Origin of the sequence: Parendozoicomonas haliclonae, from assembly GCF_900174585.1 — a bacterium.
GTDB lineage: Bacteria > Pseudomonadota > Gammaproteobacteria > Pseudomonadales > Endozoicomonadaceae > Sansalvadorimonas > Sansalvadorimonas haliclonae.
In genome coordinates this window covers 108,827-127,988 of sequence record NZ_FWPT01000008.1, presented here as the reverse complement: position 1 = coordinate 127,988, position 19,162 = coordinate 108,827, and the positions used below count along the sequence as shown (strand labels likewise).

Genomic DNA, 19,162 nt, shown 5'->3' with positions numbered 1-19,162 from the left:
AACGCCCCTTCTGACGCTTTCGCTTCCTGTGGAAGCGTCAACTTTACTTTGCCTGACAGTAAAAAATGTTTCTAACCCAAGAGTCAGATCGCAAAGCTATTTCTGAACCGCTAAAGCTTTTCCTTATCAAAAACTGCTGAATATTTATAAATAGCAGCAGGTCAGTGATATGGAAATCCGCTCAGAATCGCGACAGCTTTTCGTAGATGAACCCTATAGAGAAAGGCGAAGTAAGCGACTCAACTTTGATACAGATATCTCTGAGCCGGATAGCAAAAGAACACGTGTCGGTACTTCTGCCTACCGGCCGACAAAGCATCCGATTATTCATCGAAAGGCGAAAACCTTCTCCCTGAAAATTCCGAAGCTGCAGCAGGAGTCGGCTCTACCGCTCTATCAGCCTTCAGACCCTCGTTTCTTTGAGATAACTCAGTCGCTGGTAAACCGCTTTCACCATGCCCCACTGCCCGGAGAAAGCCGTCAGCCCGATAAGATTGCTCGCCCGATTCATGGCGCTATTCATCAATGCCGTGCCGCTGTCTGGGTTGCAGTATTGCTCTCTATTCGTAAGGGAATGGAAGATCCGGAAGCTCTGGCCTTTCGCGGTGACTATCTGCCCTACGTGATGATTGCGGCCATGCTGCATGACTCTGGTCGCAAGGGAGAGGGGGTGGATACTCCGGAGTGGGAGAAATCCAGCGGTGAAAACTGCGAGGACTTTCTGCTGTCCATGGGGTGCCCGTCTGAGCTGGCTGCTGAATGTCGGCGAGCCATTATCAACAAGGATGGTGCTGTGAATGGCAATAAGACGCTGGTTGAGAAACTGATTCATGATGCTGACTGTCTGGAGATCATGAGGGTTCCGGAATGTCGTTCATTCGATATGAGCTATCTGGATTTGTTTCAAGATGCTCAGAACGATCCAGCTATCCAGCAACTCTTATATCAGCTTTCGAGTCAGGTTCGCGCGGTTATCGCCTACCAAGGGGATCTGGGGAGTGGCACCAGGATTGTGAATCAGGCAACAGGTTTTCAGGAGCTGGATGACTTTAAACTTTCTGGCTATCTGAATACCGCACAAAAGACAGCGTATGAATTTTCCAGCAATGTAATGGCATTCCAGCTGGGGCATTTGAAAGTTTATGCTCCGGAGTTGTATGAGCTTTATTGCCAGAGCGCAGGTGTTCCTCCTGAGCATATTATTCTTCGGCCCACAATGCTGGATAAGAAGGAGGGCCATAAAGGGTACAGCTATGACACCGGCTTTGCTGGTCGATACCACGATGCGGGTACCGGGGCAGACTATTACATTAAGGAGCCGGTCAATCCGGAATCAGCCCGCAATGAAGTCTTGATGGCGAACCTTGCCCGGGAGCTGGGATTGTATGTTCCGGAAACCAGACTTATACGGGAAAAGGGACGTACGTTCGTGGCTTCCCGCTGGGTTAATGGGCTGAGAGTTGATCGTGAAGCCTTGGGAAATGCTGACCCCAAACAGCTGGCACGGTTATATCTGGTAGCGGCTGTACTGGGCAATGTTGATATTGTTGGTTACTCCTTTGATAACACCCTCGTGGATGAACAGGGGAATCTGGTACCGCTGGATTGGGGGGAGGCGGGTGAGTTTGGTGCGCCGGGAGCATCCAAACGGAAAGAAAATTGTTTCACCGGTGTTGTCTATGAGCTGGATACCTTGCTGAATTGTGAGGATCCCAGAGTTGATAGCACCATTGATCCATCTGTTAAGCCTGCCTATCACAATGCCGTAAATGTCTTTCAGCACCTGGATCCTGACGTGGTGAAAGGTGTCGTTAAAGAGTTACTGGCCGTTGAGGGTTCACAGATCAGTCGGCTTGTAGCTGCGTATGGGCCAGATCTGCCTCTGGATCAAGCGCATCTCAACAGGGTTCTGCATGATCGTTTGGCCTATCTGGCCCGACGCTTTCCTGAATGTTGTCCATCACGGGTTACGCAGGCAGAACAGGGGGCTATTGAAGCAGCAGGTGTTGATGGCTATTCCTTGCCAGTCTCAGGACGAGATATCGTGGGTGGTGACCTAAGACTCTTCCACTACCAGGATCACAATAATCAGCCGGTCACAGAGAGCTGGGTCCGCCTTAATACTGAGGCTAACAGACGCTTAAATCAGCAGTTAGGCCTACCGCTCCACCCTTACAAAGAGCTTAAGGAATTAAAAGCCCTGATCGCAAATGTACGAGACGAGCAGTTTCTGACTCCGGAGGTACGATTCAAGATTGTGCATGCGATGAGTGTGACTCAGCGCCTTCTGGATTGGTATGAGCACTGTGCCGCAATGCTGCCGGATCAGTATTCAAAGTATCTGGAGACCTTTCAAACAAAGATCTCGTATTTGCAGGAATTACAGGCCGTACTATCAGCCAATCTGTCCTGGGGCGATGGAGAGAGGTGTGATCTTCCTTATTCTGTCTGGCAGACCTCTGAGTTGAGTATCCCGGAAGGTTGGGAGGTGGATACAGACCCTGACTCATCACACTGTGAAAAGGTATCGCCATCCAATGCCTCGGCGCGCACGCTGCGTTTCGGTCGTGCCTGGGAGAATTCTGACAGAACGACCCTTGCTCCTTATCATTATCAGCTAATGCCTCAAGGTGTTGCAGAAAGTGATCCTGATGTTGAGATCGCCTGGTTTGGTGATAACTCCCCGGAGAATCGGGCTATGGAGGGTATTTTAAGAATAAGAACGCAAGGTCTGCATAAAGATGTATCCCAAAAGCTGGTCGATGCACTGCAGGCATTAGGTATTGATACTCGGCGCCCCGATAGCGATGACATACAGACACTTTACCTTGACTCATTGATTCGTTGTTATCGGCTTACTTTCAAAGAAGAGAGTTATAAAGACGCTTTGGGCAGGAAGCCTGATCTCGCTGAGCGAGAATGCTGGTTATGTAATGAGTTAGGCTGGCAGACTATGCCTCGCTGGGAACAGAATCACCGAATTCTTTCGGGCCATTGTGTTTTTTACCGGCCAATTGAGGCCGATGATAAGCGTACTAAACAGGGGGAGTTAAAAGAGAATCTGATTGCCCACCATACCCTGAACTTTGCCAGTTCCAAAGGAGCAACGGAAAATATTGTGGGTGCCCTGTTTCATTGTGGTGGCAATCTGGCTTCTCTCGTTGATCGGAAGAGAATGGGTATTTCGACCAGTCACTCGACCTCGCACAAAGAAGATATGGCTTCAGGGGGAGGGCAATGTGTGTTTCTCCGTGTGACGGATGCTGGGGTTCTGAGTATCTGGAGTAAGCCCAATCTGGTTATCAAACCTGACACGCTATTAAGAACAGATGTAACAGCCCTGACCAAAGACCTTTATGGCAGTCAGTGTACGGGCGCCCAGCATATTTATGCGATACCTCCCGGTCCGAAAGCCTGGGCGCGACTCGCCAGCCACCCACGTAATGAAGTTATCTTGCCGTTTATCTCCATGGAAGAGGTCGAGTCTCTTCATCTGACGAATGACAAAGAACGACGTAATCTGACAGCGCTCCAGTCGAAGATTGCCAGTGCACCAGATGGACGAATGTTTAGCAGCATAATTTCTTTTGGAGCGAATCGTACGCGGGCCTCTGGCGCTACACATCAGAATGAAACATTTAAAGGTCAGTGTTTCGAGAGCAAGCAAATGCAGGGTAAAACATTTGAGAATTGCGAGTTTATCAATTGTGAAATTAGCGAACTCAACTGTGAACTGAACTTTGATTCTTTTAAAGGGAACACATTCCGGTTTTGTGATGTTGAATGTAATGACGGTCAGAAAAAACTGATGAAGTCATTGTTCATCTGTTGTCAGACAAAAGCCGGAGCATCCGTGGATGACTCCGGGCATTGTATGCAGGAACGCGCGATTGCACTGGCAACACTGAGGAATGCAGAAATACTGGGAATACTGATGCATGAGAAGCGGTTCGAGAGTATCGAACGGATCTGTCCCTATGCCCAGCTACAGCTGGATAGCAGCTATGTTTCAGATCTGATCCTGTGCCATATGTTGAATACAGTGGCTATAAAACGCTGGTCACGTCGAATGCTTTTGATCCATATACGCGACATCGGTAATGTGAAGAAATTTCTTAAACAAAATCCTGGAGCGGTTATGGGGGAAACTCTCAACTTCGAGGGAATTGAACTTCATGCCGGAGAAAGGCTGCTGCATGAGAGTTTTCAGGGGTGTTCACTACGAGGAGTGAAGTGGGTTGCCAGAAACATTGAAGAGGCTGGGTATATCAAACAGTTAGACGAGAAGGTTACCCTTCATGAGTCTGACACCAGCTCTAAGGCTGCCGTTGCAGAACTGCATTGAAATGCGTGGTAGGTAAATTCCGTTATCGCAGAGCAATGAAACCTGCCTTGAAGACGAGTATTGTGGTGATCAGACATTGATAAAATAAATCGGTCAGATAGCCGCGTGACGTCACCTCTTTTTGAACTAGCCGATATTTCCGCCTCCCTAGGGACGGAACACATCCTCGATCAGCTCACCCTGACGGTTAATCGTGGAGAAAGCCTTGTGGTTACCGGGCCTTCCGGTTGTGGCAAGAGTTCATCGCTAAAACTGTTGCTGGGTGGCTTGCCCTGGCAGAGTGGTCGTTATCTTTATAAGGGAGAAGAGGTGACTCCCGCCATGCTGCCGGACATTCGCAGCCACTGTGGTTATATCGGGCAGGAGTCTTCTTTTGGTCGTGCCATTGCCAGACAGGTGTTGATGCGCCCGTTTCAGTTTTCTGTTTATAAAGATCGGATCTTTCCTGAAGAGGCCATGTATGCGCTGCTCACTCGTTTAGGCATGGCTCATGAGCTGCTTGATAAGCCGATGCAGAACCTGTCGGGTGGTCAGCGACAGCGGATTAATATCATTCGCGCCCTGCTGCTGGAGCCTGAAATTCTGATTGCAGATGAACCAACATCAGCGCTGGATGATGAAGCTGCGCAGTCTGCAGTCGAACTGTTGCTGAATGAAAACTCGGATTTTAAGCCTCGCACCATTATCTCTGTTTCCCATGATGCTCGCTGGATCAACCATTGCAGCCGACAGGTGACCATTTACCATGGTCGTGTTGTGGCTCAGGAGGAACGACATGTCCACTACGGCTGATATCGGACTGTTGAATCTGGCGCTGTTTCTGTCACTGCTGGGAATTCCCTGCCTGTTCTTCTGGCGCTGGCGAATGGTTGATCTGAGTAAAGACACGATCGTCAGTGTATTGCGAATGACTGTCCAGCTGTTGCTGGTGGGTTTTTATCTGAGATATCTGTTCCGTCTTGATAATGTATTTCTAAATATTGGATGGCTGATGGTGATGATCACCGTTGCCAATACCCATATTGTGCGCCGTTCCGGATTGGTGGTTTCAAGGATGTTCTGGGTGACCCAGCTCAGCCTGATGATTGCTGTGATTCTGATGGTGGGCCTGTTCCTGTGGATACTGATACCCGACAGCTCGCTGGTGGATGCCCGTTACTTAATCCCGATTGCTGGAATGGTGCTGGGTAACTGTCTGCAGGGGAACATCCGGGCTCTGGATGCTTACTTTACCGAACTGAAGAACAACGAGAATGCCTTTATGGCTGATCTGTTGCAGGGCGCTACGGTTCGTGAAGCCTCCGAACCGGCTTTCCAGAAAGCCATGCGCTCTTCGATTGCCCCCAACCTTGGCAATATGGCGACACTGGGGATTGTGTCCCTGCCGGGGATGATGACTGGCCAGATGCTGGGCGGGGCTCTGCCGCTGGTGGCTGCGAAGTACCAGATAGCCATTATGGCCGCGATCTTTATGGCCATTGTTGTCGCCATCTCTTTGAATCTAATGCTGTGCCTGCGGGTGGCTTATACCCCTGAAGGCTTGATTGATAAAAGTATCTTTAAGCCAGAACCATCCTGACCGAATTCTGTTTACATCGTGCCAGCTGCTCAGCTGGCACGCCTTTCTGAAAGTTAAAGCTGTTTCCTGAATGACTGAAAAAGAAAAGATGCTCGCCGGGCTCCCCTATGATGCCTGGGAAGAGACCCTGCTCAATGAACGGACGCATGCAAAAGTTGTGTGTCATCGGTTTAACCATGCTGATCCGGCTAAACCGGACGAACGTATGGCGATTCTGGGTGAGTTGTTGGTGATAAAAGACAAAGCGCATATGGAGCCGAATTTCTTTTGCGACTATGGCTATAACATCACCTTGGGCAGTAACTTCTACGCAAACCACAACCTGACGATCGTTGACGTATGTCCGGTCACGTTTGGCGATAATATTCTGATTGGCCCTCACGTTATGATCTCTGCGGGAGGCCACCCAGTCGATCCGGTAGAACGTATGAGTGTGGAGTTCGGTAAGCCGGTATCCATTGGTAACAATGTCTGGATTGGCGGCAATGTCTCTATTTTGCCGGGCGTTGAAATTGGAGATAACTGCGTGATCGGCGCCGGTAGTGTAGTGAATAAATCTATTCCGGCGAATAGTGTGGCTGTGGGTAACCCGTGTCGGGTGATTAAGACGGTCGCTTGAGGCTTAAACAAAACAGGCCGGAATCATTTCATCCGACCTGTTTTGTTTGTTCAGGCTTGCTGCACTCTCGGCAGGCCAATCGAAATCACTGCTGCCAAAGCAATAAACGCAGCGGATATCCACAGGCACATATCCAGCCCGTACAGCTCAAAGATCCAGCCGGACAGCACTGTTCCCAGCAGTCGGCCCATAGCGTTTGCCATGTAGTAGAAGCCAACATCCAGAGACACGCCATCTTCTCGGGCATAGGCAACGATCAGATAGGAGTGCAGAGACGAATTGATGGCAAACAGAGCACCGAAGATCATCAGACCGATAACAATCACAGCCTGTGGATGCCAGCCGGTCTGTACGCCATAAGCGACAGCCGCCGTAATAATCGCCAGAGCTGCAGCCCAAACCATAGCCGAGCGACCATCACTGTTCTTGCCGGTGACTTTGGGGGCGATACTCTGGATAAAACCGTAGCCGATCACCCAGGTCGCCATAAAGCCACCAACCTCTGAGCTGGCCCAGCCGAAGGTCGCTCCCAGATAAATAGGCAGAGCAATAACAAACCACACATCCCGTGCGCCAAACAGAAACAGACGGGCGGCGGAAAGAATATTGATCGGGCCGCTTTTGGAGAACATTTCCGAGAACTTGGCTTTGTTCTTGGCCTTGCCGATATCCTGATCCAGCATCTTCAGACTGAGCAGCAGCACAACCAGCAGTACGGCAGCCATAATCACCATGGCGTATTTAAAGCCAACAGTGCTCAGCAGCAGGCCACCAATAAAGAAGCCCAGACCTTTCAGGGCATTCTTGGAACCGGTCAGGATGGCAATCCATTTGTAGAGCGTGCCCTGATTGCCATCTTTAACCAGCATTTTGATAGAGCTTTTGCCGCTCATCTTGTTCAGGTCTTTGGCAATACCGGACAGTGCCTGCGCAGCCATAACCCAGGGCACAGTGAGCATGGTGGATGGCACGGTCAGCATACCGAGAGCGACGATTTGCATACCAAGGCCAATGTTCATGGTGCGGTTCAATCCCAGCCGTGCACCCAGCCAGCCTCCGGTGAGGTTGGTGACTACGCCGAAGATCTCATAAAACAGGAACAGAGCTGCCACTTCCAGCGGTGAATAGCCGAGCGTATGGAAGTGCAGTACGACCAGCATCCGCAGGGCACCATCGGTGATGGTGAAGTTCCAGTAGTTAAAAGTGATCAGCAGGTACTGACGGATCGAACGATCCAGAGATGCCAACCGGGATTGCAACGCTTTCATTCACACTATCTCAATAAGGCTTGTGAATACCGCAGACCTTACAGGTCTGCGGAAGCCACTTTCAGAGCCAGCTCGGCTGTACGACAGGCATAACCCATCTCGTTGTCGTACCAGGCGTAGATCTTCACCATGCGGTTATCAACGACCATGGTAGAGAGCGCATCTACGATAGAAGAGCGACGATCGCCCTTGTAATCGATAGAGACCAGCGGCTTCTCTTCAAAGCCCAGAATGCCTTTCAGTTCGCCTTCAGCCGCTTCTTTCAGCAGTGCGTTCACTTCCTCAGCGGTAGTATCACGTGCAACGTCGAACACCATATCGGTGATAGAAGCGTTGGCCAGCGGAACACGGATAGCGTGACCGTTCAGACGGCCTTTCAGATCCGGGAAAATCTGGGTAATCGCTTTGGCGGAACCCGTAGTGGTCGGGATCAGGCTCATGCCGCAGGCACGGGCGCGACGCAGGTCCTTGTGTGGCGCATCCAGGATGGTCTGGGTATTGGTGATATCGTGAACGGTGGTCATGGAACCACGCTCAATACCCAGCTTCTCGTGAATCACTTTAACCACTGGTGCAAGACAGTTGGTGGTGCAGGACGCTGCAGTCACGATCGGGTGCTTGTCAGCTTCAAACAGGTAGTCGTTTACACCGACAACAATATTTTGAACGGTGTCGTCTTTAACCGGTGCGGAAACCACAACACGCTTCACACCCTGCTTCAGGTACAGATCCAGAAAGGAACGATCCTTGTGCTTGCCGGTACATTCCAGCACTACGTCACAGCCGGACCAGTCAACGGAATCAATACCGCGCTCTTTGGTGCAGGCAATGCTCTTGCCATCAATCACGATAGCGTTCTCAGTGGAGCTCACTTCGTGGTGCCAGCGACCCTGAACGGAATCAAACTCCAGCAGGTGAGCCAGTGTAGCTGCATCACCGGCGACATCATTGATCTGAACAAACTCGAATTCAGGCCAGTCGAAGGAGGCGCGCATAGCCAGGCGACCAATACGACCAAAACCGTTTACGCCGACTTTAATAGTGCGAGACATGTAAGACACTCCTGGGGGCAAAAGTGTGAAAAGAATAGATTAGCTTTCGGCTGACTCTTGGTTGAGGAGTTTGTCCATATCCAACTGATAGTTCTCTTTCAGACAGTTGGAGGCGGCAAGCCCTTCAATCACCTTGCGGCACCAGCCTGGAATATCATCAGCAATGCTGTATTCAACCCACTGGCCATGGCGTTCATCACGGAATACGCCAAGATTTCGCAGTTGAGCCAGATGGCGGGAAATCTTTGGCTGTGATTCATCCAGTGCTGCCGTCAGGTCACAAACGCGCTGTGGGCCATGGCGGGCAATTAGAAGCAGGCAGCGCAGTCGGGTTTCATCCGACAGCAGCTTAAAGAACTGATGTGGCAGCATAGGATTTACATGTATATATATGGATTTGCGTATATGTAATCACAAGCAAAATTTCTGTCAATAAGGGCTGTCAATAGATACAAAGGTTTGCAGGCAGAAGGTGCCTAAAGACACCTCTGCCTGCTGATACGTTATTAGCCAAAGTCACCGGCAATATAGTCACGGGTTTTCTGGTGGCTGGCGTTATGGAAGATGGTTTCCGTCTTGTCGAACTCCACCAGTTCACCCAGATACATAAAACCGGTGTAATCGGAAACACGCATCGCCTGTTGCATATTGTGCGTCACGATAACGATGGTGTACTTCTCGCGCAGCTCGGTAATCAGCTCTTCGATAGCCACAGTAGCGATCGGGTCCAGTGCAGACGTCGGCTCATCCATCAGGATCACTTCCGGCTGCAGAGCGATAGTACGGGCGATGCAAAGACGCTGCTGCTGACCACCGGACAGACCGCTGGCATCGGCGTGCAGCTTGTTCTTTACCTCTTTCCACAGGTGAGCACGCTTCAGTGCCTTTTTCACCCGCTTGTCCATATCCGTCTTGGAGAGGCCGCCTTTCATCTTCAGACCAAAGGTGATGTTGTCGTAGATCGACATTGGGAATGGGGTTGGCTTCTGGAATACCATACCTACCTTGGCGCGCAGATCGTTGAGATCAACACCCGGGCGAAGAATGCTTTCGTTATCCAGCAGGATATCACCGGTAGCCGCCTGGTTGCCGTACAGATCGTAAATACGGTTCAAGGTGCGCAGCAGAGTCGATTTACCACAACCGGAAGGACCGATCAGTGCGGTGACCTTGTTGTTGTAAATCGGCATATTGATCTGCTTGAGCGAAGCTTCAGCCCCTTTGTTGTAAAAGAAGCTCAGGTCTTTCACTTCCATGCGCGGAGTTGGCGCGATGTCACCGGCAGTGGACGACAGATCAACGATGTTCTCAGCAGTTGCAGATGGCATGTTCATTTTGCGGCCCTCAGGGCTTTAATCCAACGTGGCAGAGCAGTCGCCAGCAGATTGATAATCAGGATAAAAACAGTAATCAGCAGTGCGCCGGCCCAGGCCAGTTCGTTCCAGGATTCATAAGGGCTCATGGCGTACTGATAGATTGTCACCGGCAGGTTGGCCATCGGCTGGCTCATGTCGGTGGTCATAAAGTTGCTGTTCAGGGCAGTAAACAACAGTGGTGCTGTTTCACCGGTAATACGTGCCATGGAGAGCAGGATGCCGGTCATAATGCCGGGACCGGCTGCGCGATAGCACAGCTGGGTCATGACTCTCCAGCGGGATACACCCAGACCGCTGCCTGCCTCTTTCAGGGTGGTTGGTACCAGACGCAGCATCTCTTCGGTGGTGCTGACGATAATTGGCAGCGCCAGAATCGCGAGAGCCACTGTGCCAGCCCAGCCGGAGAACCCACCGGTGGTCACCACAATCACCTTGTAGACGAACAGACCTACCAGAATGGAAGGCGCGCTCATCAGCATGCCGTTCAAAAAGCGCAGGGCTTCGGCAGCCTTGGAGCTTTTCTCAGACTCTGACAGCCAGGTTCCGGCCAGAACACCCAGCGGCGTAGCAATAACGATACTTAGAGCCGTCAGCATCAGGCTTCCGATAATTGCGTTTTTCAAACCACCGTTGCTGCCAGGTCCTGGAGTGATCTCGGTAAACAGATGCAGGCCAAAGCCGGCCAGACCTTTACCTATCAGGCTGTAAAGAACGCTGGCCAGAATAACCAGTCCGAACAGGGCGCAGCCGAAGCAGGCAGCCATGAACGTATAATTTTTGAGCTTTCTTGGTGACATCCCAGTGCTCCTTATTTCTTCAGCAGCAGACGGGCAACACCCATCACCAGAAAGGTCAGAACAAACAACACCAGACCCAGACTGATCAGGGCTGAGATATGCATCTCATTGGTGGCTTCGTTAAATTGCTGAGCAATGGTCGAAGAGATCGAGCTGGCCGGCATAAACAACGATGTTTCAATACGGTTGGCACCGCCAATCACAAAGGCAACCGCCATGGTTTCACCCAGCGCACGACCAAGGCCAAGAATACCGGCGCCTACGGCCGCATTACGGATGCTTGGCAGCAGCACTCGGGTAATCACTTCAAAAGGTGTGGCACCCACACCGTAAGCGGCTTCCCGCACCACATTTGGAATAGTCTGCAGGGCATCACGGGTCAGTGCGGTAATGATTGGCAGAATCATAAACGACAGAATCAGACCTGCTGTCAGCAGACCAATGCCGATAGGTGGACCATCAAACCAGGCACCGATCACCGGCAGGCCAACCAGATTCTCCAGCGCCCAGAACTGGAAGCCTTCAGAGAACCATGGCGCGAATACAAACAGGCCCCACATGCCGTAAATAATGCTCGGCACGGCAGCCAGCAGTTCAATAGCCATACCTACAGGCTTACTGATCCAGCGTGGTGCCAGTTCAGCCAGGAAGATGGCTGTGCCAAGGCCGGCCGGAATGGCGATCACAATCGCGATCAGCGAGGAGACCAGTGTGCCGTAAATGGCAGAGGCAGCACCAAACTGGCTGCCAACAGGATCCCATTCATTACTGAATACAAAGCCCGGGCCGAATTCGCTCAGCGCCTGCCAGCCCCCGTCAATCAGGGAGATCAGGATTCCGATCAGCACCAGTAAAATTAAAATTGCGCTGGAGAAGCTCAATCGTTGGAAGATTGAATCACCATCCACTGCGCGTGCATTGGTTGTCGAAAGCATAAAGCCTTTGCTCAGGATGCTGTGTTTTTGAAACACAGGGTTTCACTGAAGTTAAAATGTGCCAGATGGTGACTTGCTGTTTCCCGCGCCAGTGGTCAGTCCCTGCCCAATTGCGCGACCGCTAGGGATGGCGGAAGTGCCAATAGTGCAGGAGCAACTATTGGCCTAGTCGGCCATCCCTGACCTTTGGAAACAGCAAGTCACTATCTGCCCACTCATGCGATTATTGAGAGACTGGCTGTCCGTTAACAGTCAGCTGGCGCAGGGAGTCTGCCACCATGACGCTGACGTTTTCCGGCATCGGGATGTAATCCAGAGCGATAGCGTGCTGGTCACCCTGGGCATAGCTCCACTCAAAGAAGTCGAGCATGCTTTTGGTCTTTGCTGCATCCGCCTGATCCTTGTGCAGCAGGATGAAAGTTGCAGCAGTGATCGGCCAGGAGTTAGCACCCGGCTGATTGTTCAGCAGCAGGTAGAAGTTGCTGGTGTTGGCCCAGTCCGCATTGGCTGCAGCCGCCTGAAAGGTTTCCATGGATGGCTGCAGGAAGGTGCCTTCAGCGCTGGCCAGCTGTGTGTGAGTCAGGCTGTTCTGTTTGGCGTAGGCGTATTCGACATAACCAATGGCACCACGGGTGCGGCGAACAAAGCTGGCGACACCGGCATTACCGTTACCACCAATGGTGGTGGCTTTGCGCGGCCAGGTGATATCTGTGTTTACGCCGATCTCGTTTTTCCACTGCTCATTCACACGGCTCAGGTAGTCGGTAAAGGTGAAGGTGGTGCCGGAACCGTCGGAACGGTGTACGACATAGATCGGCTGACCCGGGATGTTCAGGCCCGGGTTGAGAGCGGTGATACGTTCGTCATTCCACTTCTTGATATTGCCCAGATATATGTCTGCCAGCACCTTGCCAGTCAGCTTCATTGCACCCGGTGCAACACCCGGAATATTGACCACGGGCACAATAGCACCCATGGCCGTAGGGAACTGAATCAGACCTTCTCTATTCAGCTTGTCATCGGTCAGAGGTGCATCACTGGCACCAAAATCGACAGTTTTAGCGGTGATCTGACGAATACCGCCGCCGGAGCCGATGGCCTGATAGTTGACCCGGATGCCGGATTCTTTGCGGAACTCTTCAGCCCACTTGGAATACAGCGGATGGGCAAAGGTGGAACCCGCGCCGTTGATGGTGTCGTTGTTGGCCAGAGCAAAAGCGGAGGCAGCCAGCATGACGGAAGAGACAAAGACAGACTTCAGCAATTTCACTTGTACTTTACCTGTTGTGCAGTTCTTGATGCGTTAAAGGCCGTAACGGCTTTTCAAAAATGCGGCCTGTGCCGGTGGAGTCAGAGCCACTGGGCGCACAGCCTGGACTTTTGCGATCACACGATCGATGTCTATCCCGCTCTCCAGCATCAGGATGGCGGCGATAAGACCGGTGCGGCCTGCGCCACCCCGGCAGTGAATGGCGATGGTTTCCCCGGCGCTGATCTTTTTCAGCAGACGTGGAAGAGCTGTTTCAAAAGCGGCAAAGAATGGCTGTTCTGGAGCAGCGTCGTCTTCTATCGGAAGATGGAACCAGTCCAGGCCGGCATCCCGAACCGCTTTTCCCAGTTCGGGCACATTCAGAGCTTGCATATCTTCATCGGGCAGCGCAGTGACAACAGTGGTGGCACCGGCGGCTTTCAGGGTCTGCAAAGAGTTCTGCAGGTCTTCAGTTTTCGTGCCCGGACAAGGGGTGAACAGGAATGATGCACCTGTATCCAGCGGCAGTTGGTCAAAGGGGTGAGACATAAAAAGGTTCTCAGTGGGTCTTTGTCTTCAACATCGGGGCGTATAAAAACACATATATGCTTTTGCGTATATAGGAATATACGAAATACCATATATTTAAATTTAAGGATTTTCCCTAGGTGATCTGTCGAGGATAAGGCGACAAGGACAGCGTCGATTTACGGGAAAGTCAGGCGCGCTATGGCCGATAAAACAGCAGAATCAAGGAGGATGTGATGGCTATTTCAAGCAAGCTGAAAACACTGATATTGCTGCTGGTACTGGGCGCACCGCTGGCCAGTGCTGAGTTATTGAGTCTGGAGCGGGATGGTGCCAGTGAGATCATGGCGCGCATCAAGGCAACCATGAATGCACAGGCTGCCCAGGACGGATCTCTGGTGGCATCGGAGTTCAGTTATCAGGCTGATGGTGTTGAGCATATCGTGAATGTCACCGAACCTCTGCCCTCCCGTGTGCTTGTGGACGGTGAAGCGAGTGGGATCAGCCTGTACCGGGCTCAGGTTAATGCCCAGTCTGCGGTTCTGGTTATGGTTTGGGATGATGACGATATGATGCTTTCTTATCATGGCGATGATGAGAAGCGTTCGATTTATGAGGTGGCGTTTTCTGGAAATACGGCTGAAAAGCGGAAAATGGAGCCAGAGCATCCGGCGGATCATCAGGGTGAAGGCCATGCCATTGATGCTGAACTGGATGTGCCGGAAGAGTTCCAGCCTACTCAGGCTGAAATGAGTGCCGCAGCGGTTTCAGGCAGCAGTCAGCCTATACGGGTTTACGTGTTTAAGCACAATGATGTTAAAGAGAGTATTGATAGCCTGATCCATGAACACTTCGCCTGGTGGGTCAAGCAGATGGACTCCATTAACAAGCGTCATATGGCCCAGGGGAATAATGCCCTGTACAGCGAGATCGTGGTGGACTTCCGGACGGATAAAGGCATTCAGAGCTTTAACTACAAAGGTAATTCAAGTGAGCGGCTGAAAGAGCTGGCGAAACTGATGAAGGCCTATAAGAACAGCAATGTTCTGGGTGGCTCCTATAAAAGAACCAAGTTTCTGCTGATGACCGAGAAGATGATTAACTACAAAACTCTCGGTGTGGCCTATGTCGGTGGGCAGTACGGTATCGCTGCGGATGACGATGATCAGGTGGCAGCCCACGAGCTGGGCCATATGTTCAATGGTCGCCATGAGAATGCGGATATTATTTATAACGGCTGGTGGTGTGAGACGATCCTCTATTGGCAGCATGTGCCTTTCCGCTCCAGCTGCCACCGCTATACCGATGCTAATAAAGATACGATTACCAACTATCTCCGCTAGAGCGTTATAAGCCTCTAAGACTGTCCAGTTCACTAACAGGCCTGTTAGTGAACCGACAGTAACACTCTGGTTAAGCTGCTCCCTTAAGGATAACTCCGGCCAGGGAACCGCTCATGCAACGTAGCGATAGCGCAGCACTTTTCAAAGACAACGTTAGTTTTTCCAGTCATCACCTGCAGTCCAGTAGTGATGCAGAAGTTATTTGCGAGTTCAAAGGCCAATCAGGCTCCTGGTCAGTGAGTCCCCTTGAGGCGTATCGGGCTCAGCTGAAGGGTGAGAACCCTGCGGAGGAGCTGGATCTGGACGATGCTCTGGCTCTCTGTACGCGGGACTGTAAAAAGGAAAGTACCCCGGTTCGGGATCGTAGCCCGTCCTCGGACTCCGGACTTTGTATCGATTTAGGAAGTACAGGTTCACCGGGTAGTTCTGTTCCTAATCGGCGGGTGTCAGAGCCAGAGAGTACGGTTGAACTGTCTTCTGAGCCACAGTCTGTGCAGCAGGATGAAGGCTCAGAGGAAGACAATGAGATTGAAATTGTCGGTATTTCAACCAGAGAGCCTGAAGTGAGAGTTGTATCAGCCCCCTTGCTGAAACAAATTATTCCGGGCAGTGGTGAGCTGAGCGATGCGCAGCTGAATGCTATCGAACAACATGCTTATGTACTTTTTATATCTTTTTCCCAAAGTCTGGCGGCAGATCAGGCCAGTGCTCCGGTAATCAGTGGTGTGGCTACTCAACTACTGAAAGAGCCAACCCGTTCGCGAATGGACCGGCTGAAAAACCTCCAGCTGATGCTGATCAATAATACGCAACTGTTTATCCGGTTCTGGCAGGTCGGGCGTTTTCTTGTTCTGTATGCGGATCATGCCTGTGAACATGTAAGCCTACTGTCCAGGCAACAGGTTCCCCTGACGGGTGATATCCTGACTCAGGGGCGAATGATGGCAAACTATCAGGCGGCCCTGCAGACGCAAGCCCAGAAAAGCCAGTTGCTGGATAACTATATCAGACCGTTCACGGCCATATGTTCGGGAGATAAGCTGGCAGCACTGTTTCGTACTAATAATTGCTTTGCTGAACTTGGTACTGGCAAGTGGCTGCAGGGAAGTGGGGGCGGTTTTGTTGAGGGCGTAACAACACGCAATGCGGCGAATTGCTTCCCGATGGAGCCCATTTCTGCGCAGAATATGGCCGTAAACCAGTAAAATCAGCATATAGGAATTGACTGGTTTTTTGTTCGGGTTAATTTATCCCTTTCCCCTCTTTGGATTCAGGAATACCGATGACTCTGGCTGTGTTGGCGGTCTTTATACCGACATTTATTTTTGTGTCTGTGACTCCGGGTATGTGTATGACCCTATCCATGACTCTGGGTATGACCATTGGTGTTCGTAAAACTCTGTGGATGATGGCCGGTGAGCTTTTGGCTGTAGGTGGTCTTGCTCTGCTGGTTCTGGTGGGCGGTGCGGCTTTTATGCTGGAGTACCCATCCCTGTTTACGGCATTTAAAACAGTGGGTGGCGCTTATCTTTTCTGGATTGGTGTTCAGCTTTGGCAATCCAGGGGCCGGATGGCTGTTCAGGATTTGAACAAGGCTCCTGAGCGTATCAGCCGGAAAGAACTGGCTATGCAGGGGTTTGTTACCGCAATCGCCAACCCGAAAGGCTGGGCCTTCTTTATTTCACTACTGCCGCCGTTTATTGATCCGGATACGGCCATGGCACCACAAATTATTGTGATGCTGTCGTTGATTCTGTTTATCGAGTTTCTGTCTCTACTGGCTTACGCCAGCGGTGGCCGTACCCTGCGTAAGTTCCTTTCCCGCAGCAACAATGTACGTTTAATGAACCGTGTTGCCGGAACCCTGATGATGGGTGTTGGCGTCTGGTTGGCACTTACCTGAGTCAGAAGTGCAAGACTTGTATCTCTATAACTTACTGATTATTAAATAATTGTTTGGATAAGGTAGGGCTTATCGTACACTCGCGGAGTAACGAAAAGCCCTGCTCTAATGGCATTGTTCAGAGCAGGATAACGACAGCAGTGAAGTTGTATAAGGTGAGTTTATGCAAGCACCCGAAACTGCCGGCAATGCCGCTCTCCAGCAAAAACAGGGAAGTGGGTTACAACCACGCAATCTGATTATTCTGGGAGCTGATATTCTCCTGCTCTTTGCCCTGATTAATTTCCTTCCTTTTGAATCCGGTATCAATATCGGCTTGGCCATGTTGGTATTTGCCGCCATCCTGTGGCTGACCGAAGCGATTCATTTAAGCGTGACTGCTATTTCCATTCCTATTCTGGCCGTGTGCTTCGGTATCTTTAATACCAGCCAGGCCATGGAAAACTTTTCCAACCCGGTAATTTATCTGTTCTTTGGTGGCTTCGTTCTGGCAGCAGCTTTGAATGCCCAGGGCATTGATAAGTTAATTGCCGAGAAGGTTCTCAAGGCTTCCAAAGGAAAGCTATCCATTGCCTGTGCGCTGCTCTTTGTTGTGACCGCCGGTCTTTCGATGTGGATCAGCAACACCGCAACAACAGCCATGATGTTGCCACTGGCTTTGGGGATTCTGCGCCAGCTGGACTTTGGTGAGCACAAAAACACCTATCTTTTTATGCTTCTGGGGATTGCCTATTCCGCAAATATCGGCGGTATCGGCACCTTGGTGGGCAGCCCGCCCAATGCCATTGCTGCGGCTCAGGCCGGCCTGACCTTTGCCGACTGGCTGACCTTTGGTCTGACCACTGTCGCTATTATGCTGCCACTCATGCTGACGGCGCTGTACTTCTATTTCAAACCCGACCTTTCCATTGTGTGTGAAGTGAAGGCTGCAGAAACCGAGCTGAATCTGGCGGGTAAGCTGACACTGCTGGTATTTATGGCCACTGTCGTTTGCTGGATATTCTCCAAACCGATTGCTTCAGCGCTGGGTGGTATTGCCAAGTTCGATACCATTGTTGCCTTAAGTGCAGTGGTGCTGCTGGCCGGCTTGGGACTTGTGGATTGGAAGAAGATTGAAAAGACCACCGATTGGGGCGTGCTGATTCTGTTTGGTGGTGGTTTGACCCTCAGTGCCGTACTGAAGGCGACAGGGACTTCCGTCTTTCTGGCAGAAACAGTCACCGATATTTTTGGCAACACCCATATGGCGCTGTTTGTGTTTGTGGTGATCTTCTTTGTGGTGATGCTGACCGAGTTTGCCAGTAATACCGCCAGTGCCGCCTTGCTGGTCCCGGTCTTTGCCGCTATTGCCGAAGCGTTGGGGCTGTCCCCGGTTATGCTCTCTGTGCTGATCGGTATCTCGGCATCCTGTGCCTTTATGCTGCCGGTTGCAACGCCGCCAAACGCTATCGTTTACGGCTCCGGTTATATTAAACAGCGGGATATGATGAAGGCGGGCTTTGTTATTAATATGCTCAGCATGTGTGTGTTGTATGCCATCGCCCATATCTTCTGGACGATCTAAAAATTTAAACGTGTAAACAAAAGCCTCAGTTCAATGCCATTTTGAACTGAGGTTTTTTTCTTTAAGGCTGCTTCTGAGTGCGCTGATACTTCTCAAGCCAGATGGCGGAGAAAGTCTGCAGCATGGGAATCACCAAAGCCCAGATGACCGCAAGAATCAGAAGTGTCTGCCACTGCGGTTGTGCCAGCGATATATCCGACAGTTTGCTGCCAGCAAGATAGCTCAATGGCCCGGCAATCATTCCACCGAGTGACCCTAATAATTTATGGGTACCTGTCCAGTCCATGGAGTGTCGGAGTGTTGTACCAAACAGAACCCACAGACACGCAAGCCATAATGGCAGAACCCGACTATCACCCGGGAATTGCAGAATATTGAGATTGCCGAGGAAACTGTCGATAGCACTGCCGACCAGCAAAGTAACAACCAGCAGCTCACGCTCTTTTTTCCAACTGGTAACAACGGTCAGATGAACTGCCAGAATCGCGATGGTGGTAGCAAGGGCAATGGTGTTGCCGCCCAGAACACAGGCAAACCATCCCACCTGAAACAGAATGAAGTTAATTAGCTTGTTATGTTTTTCCAGCATGTGATGGATCGACCG

The 19,162-nt window shown here is 51.1% G+C and carries 17 protein-coding genes; 8 read left to right on the top strand and 9 right to left on the bottom strand.

All coding sequences use genetic code 11. The annotated features are described in order from the left end of the window. Positions 1-169 precede the first annotated feature (169 nt). The 4 genes from EHSB41UT_RS17035 (at position 170) to EHSB41UT_RS17020 (ending at position 6,543) form a co-directional block, all read left to right on the top strand. The gene (locus tag EHSB41UT_RS17035) at positions 170-4,345 is read left to right on the top strand and encodes a hypothetical protein (protein WP_087112032.1); all 4,176 of its coding nucleotides are present in this window, start codon (positions 170-172) and stop codon (positions 4,343-4,345) included. A 105-nt stretch (positions 4,346-4,450) separates the two neighbouring features. Further along, positions 4,451-5,137, top strand: coding sequence for an ABC transporter ATP-binding protein (locus EHSB41UT_RS17030; RefSeq protein WP_165767303.1), 687 nt, complete (start codon positions 4,451-4,453; stop codon positions 5,135-5,137). Then, positions 5,121-5,924 carry an ABC transporter permease gene (locus tag EHSB41UT_RS17025; protein ID WP_165767302.1) on the top strand — a complete coding sequence of 268 codons (804 nt, stop codon included), beginning with the start codon at positions 5,121-5,123 and terminating at the stop codon, positions 5,922-5,924. Before EHSB41UT_RS17030 ends, EHSB41UT_RS17025 begins: the two co-directional genes overlap by 17 nt. Before the next feature lie 70 nt (positions 5,925-5,994). After that, positions 5,995-6,543, top strand: a complete 549-nt coding sequence (locus tag EHSB41UT_RS17020; protein WP_087112026.1) for a sugar O-acetyltransferase — start codon at positions 5,995-5,997, stop codon at positions 6,541-6,543. 50 nt (positions 6,544-6,593) lie between these two features. On the opposite strand, the gene arsJ is transcribed toward EHSB41UT_RS17020, so the two are convergent. The 8 genes from arsJ to EHSB41UT_RS16980 form a co-directional block, all read right to left on the bottom strand. Continuing rightward, a complete protein-coding gene (arsJ, locus tag EHSB41UT_RS17015) occupies positions 6,594-7,811 on the bottom strand; it encodes an organoarsenical effux MFS transporter ArsJ (RefSeq protein ID WP_087112024.1) in 1,218 nt (405 codons plus the stop codon). Positions 7,812-7,849: 38 nt separating this feature from the next. Beyond that, positions 7,850-8,863, bottom strand: a complete 1,014-nt coding sequence (locus EHSB41UT_RS17010) for an ArsJ-associated glyceraldehyde-3-phosphate dehydrogenase (protein WP_087112022.1) — start codon at positions 8,861-8,863, stop codon at positions 7,850-7,852. A gap of 39 nt (positions 8,864-8,902) precedes the next feature. Then, on the bottom strand, positions 8,903-9,235 hold the full coding sequence (locus EHSB41UT_RS17005) for a metalloregulator ArsR/SmtB family transcription factor (protein ID WP_087112021.1): 333 nt from the start codon (positions 9,233-9,235) through the stop codon (positions 8,903-8,905). Between the two features lie 134 nt (positions 9,236-9,369). Continuing rightward, positions 9,370-10,191, bottom strand: a complete 822-nt coding sequence (pstB, locus tag EHSB41UT_RS17000; protein ID WP_242667351.1) for a phosphate ABC transporter ATP-binding protein PstB — start codon at positions 10,189-10,191, stop codon at positions 9,370-9,372. 2 nt (positions 10,192-10,193) lie between these two features. Next, the gene (pstA, locus tag EHSB41UT_RS16995) at positions 10,194-11,036 is read right to left on the bottom strand and encodes a phosphate ABC transporter permease PstA (protein ID WP_087112018.1); all 843 of its coding nucleotides are present in this window, start codon (positions 11,034-11,036) and stop codon (positions 10,194-10,196) included. 11 nt (positions 11,037-11,047) lie between these two features. After that, a complete protein-coding gene (gene pstC, locus EHSB41UT_RS16990; RefSeq protein WP_242667350.1) occupies positions 11,048-12,007 on the bottom strand; it encodes a phosphate ABC transporter permease subunit PstC in 960 nt (319 codons plus the stop codon). 187 nt (positions 12,008-12,194) lie between these two features. Further along, positions 12,195-13,241, bottom strand: coding sequence for a phosphate ABC transporter substrate-binding protein PstS (gene pstS, locus EHSB41UT_RS16985; RefSeq protein WP_242667349.1), 1,047 nt, complete (start codon positions 13,239-13,241; stop codon positions 12,195-12,197). Positions 13,242-13,274: 33 nt separating this feature from the next. Then, a complete protein-coding gene (locus EHSB41UT_RS16980; protein ID WP_087112015.1) occupies positions 13,275-13,769 on the bottom strand; it encodes a phosphatase domain-containing protein in 495 nt (164 codons plus the stop codon). Positions 13,770-13,984: 215 nt separating this feature from the next. On the opposite strand from EHSB41UT_RS16980, the gene EHSB41UT_RS16975 reads away from it, so the two are divergent. The 4 genes from EHSB41UT_RS16975 to EHSB41UT_RS16960 all read left to right on the top strand — a co-directional run bounded on the left by EHSB41UT_RS16975 (position 13,985) and on the right by EHSB41UT_RS16960 (position 18,558). After that, positions 13,985-15,091 carry a hypothetical protein gene (locus EHSB41UT_RS16975; RefSeq protein WP_087112012.1) on the top strand — a complete coding sequence of 369 codons (1,107 nt, stop codon included), beginning with the start codon at positions 13,985-13,987 and terminating at the stop codon, positions 15,089-15,091. Between the two features lie 113 nt (positions 15,092-15,204). After that, the gene (locus EHSB41UT_RS16970; protein WP_087112010.1) at positions 15,205-16,296 is read left to right on the top strand and encodes a hypothetical protein; all 1,092 of its coding nucleotides are present in this window, start codon (positions 15,205-15,207) and stop codon (positions 16,294-16,296) included. 77 nt (positions 16,297-16,373) lie between these two features. Further along, positions 16,374-16,994 carry a LysE family translocator gene (locus tag EHSB41UT_RS16965; RefSeq protein ID WP_087112008.1) on the top strand — a complete coding sequence of 207 codons (621 nt, stop codon included), beginning with the start codon at positions 16,374-16,376 and terminating at the stop codon, positions 16,992-16,994. Positions 16,995-17,157: 163 nt separating this feature from the next. Beyond that, positions 17,158-18,558, top strand: coding sequence for an SLC13 family permease (locus EHSB41UT_RS16960; protein ID WP_087112006.1), 1,401 nt, complete (start codon positions 17,158-17,160; stop codon positions 18,556-18,558). 61 nt (positions 18,559-18,619) lie between these two features. Here the strand turns inward: EHSB41UT_RS16960 and EHSB41UT_RS16955 are convergent, their stop codons facing one another. Further along, the gene (locus tag EHSB41UT_RS16955) at positions 18,620-19,147 is read right to left on the bottom strand and encodes a DUF2878 domain-containing protein (RefSeq protein ID WP_087112004.1); all 528 of its coding nucleotides are present in this window, start codon (positions 19,145-19,147) and stop codon (positions 18,620-18,622) included. Between the last annotated feature and the right edge of the window lie 15 nt (positions 19,148-19,162).